Origin of the sequence: Loigolactobacillus jiayinensis (assembly GCF_003946445.1) — a bacterium.
In the GTDB taxonomy this organism is placed as follows: Bacteria; Bacillota; Bacilli; order Lactobacillales; family Lactobacillaceae; genus Loigolactobacillus; species Loigolactobacillus jiayinensis.
Genome location: NZ_RHOF01000122.1, coordinates 1 through 1,566, shown reverse-complemented (window position 1 = coordinate 1,566; position 1,566 = coordinate 1). Strand labels below are relative to the sequence as shown.

Below are 1,566 nucleotides of genomic sequence, written 5' to 3'. Positions count from 1 at the left end.
TAGAATACCAAGGAATTGGTGGGCTTCATAGACGGTCTGTTATTTACTGCTTACCGTTTGGTGGCTATTTATCCCAAACGTTTTCTAGTTCAGCCAGCCGTTTCCGGCCGCAAGGAGACCTACGTATCACCATTTAATCAGTTAACCGTTCCCCTACCGGAAGCTGGCTATCGCTATACCGCGACGCCGAACGCTGATAATAGCGAAGGGCCAAACGAAGAAGATGGCTTTAATGAAAAGAATGTCGGTGAAAGTGCTACAGAAAGTGTTTATGCTAATGAGCGGGTGCTGGCCTACGATCCATTTGTGAAAAATGGGCTTGCCGAAGATTCAATGACAACGTTAGTGTTGCCATTTATCGATTCCGCGCGTGACGGGGTGCGGTACCTCGGTGAATTAGTGAAAAAATATGGTTCCGCTGAAGGTAATGGCGTCCAATTCAATGATGCTAATGAGGTTTGGTATATGGAAATTGTCACCGGTCATCAATGGGTTGCGGTGCGGATTCCTGACGACTGTTACGCCGTAGCAGCCAATCAAATTGCCATTCAGAATATTGACTTCAATGACCCAGATAATTTTATGTGGGCAGACGGTATTCAAGAATTCGTGGCGGATAATCAACTAAATCCTGATGAAACTGGTTGGAATTTCCGCCATATTTTCGGCACTGATACCGAAAAAGATCATCATTATAATACACCACGGGTTTGGTTCGCCCAGCGCTACCTGGATCCAGAAATTGAACAAGATCCAGAATCGCCGGAGCTACCATTTATTCGCAAAGCTAGTCGCAAGATTTCAGTTGAAGATATCCAGTATATTCTGAAATCACATTATAATGAAACTAAGTACGATCCGCTAGGCCACGGCAATGAACACGATAAGAAAACTTACCGCGCCATTTCATTATCGCGCACCGCAAACTCGCATATCTTGCAAATGCGCGACAACCAGACTAACGGCGCCGCTGGTGTCGAATGGATCGGCTTTGGTGTGCCCAGCTTCTGCCCGCACGTGCCATTTTTCACCAACGCCACTGATACTGATGCCTCGTATCGCGAATTACCAAAAGAAATGTCACTGGACAGCGCTTATTGGCTGTATGAAGCCTTGGCAATGGTGGTCGAAGCCCATTATGCCGAATTTATTCAGGCTGACCTAGATTACCAAAAGGAATTATCACAGTGGGCACGAACCAAGATTCGCGCTGTTGATGAACACGCTAAGACACTAACCGGTGCTGACTTAACAGCTTATTTAACAGAACAAAATCACGCGATTGCCACACATTACAATCAAGCAACTAAAAAATTGTTGGCTGATTTAACCACACAAGGGACTGAACTCTCGCAACTAACCTTTAAAATGGATCCGAACTTGTAGTCACATAATACTGAATTAAAAGTAAGCACTTAATAATAAACCGTTTTTCAATACAAATCGCCCGATCTCAGAATTTTATTGAGATCGGGCGATTTGTTTTTTGTGTTATACCGGCTGCTTTTTTAAGTTACTTGCTTGATTCCATGGCAAATAAACGGCCAGCTGTTCTTTAGTTGCGAA

General features: G+C 44.3%; 1 protein-coding gene. It reads left to right on the top strand.

Going from position 1 to position 1,566, the window contains the following annotated elements:
* The first annotated feature begins 18 nt into the window (after positions 1-18).
* Positions 19-1,386 carry a C69 family dipeptidase gene (locus EKM80_RS14755; RefSeq protein WP_225418906.1) on the top strand — a complete coding sequence of 456 codons (1,368 nt, stop codon included), beginning with the start codon at positions 19-21 and terminating at the stop codon, positions 1,384-1,386.
* Positions 1,387-1,566 lie beyond the last annotated feature (180 nt).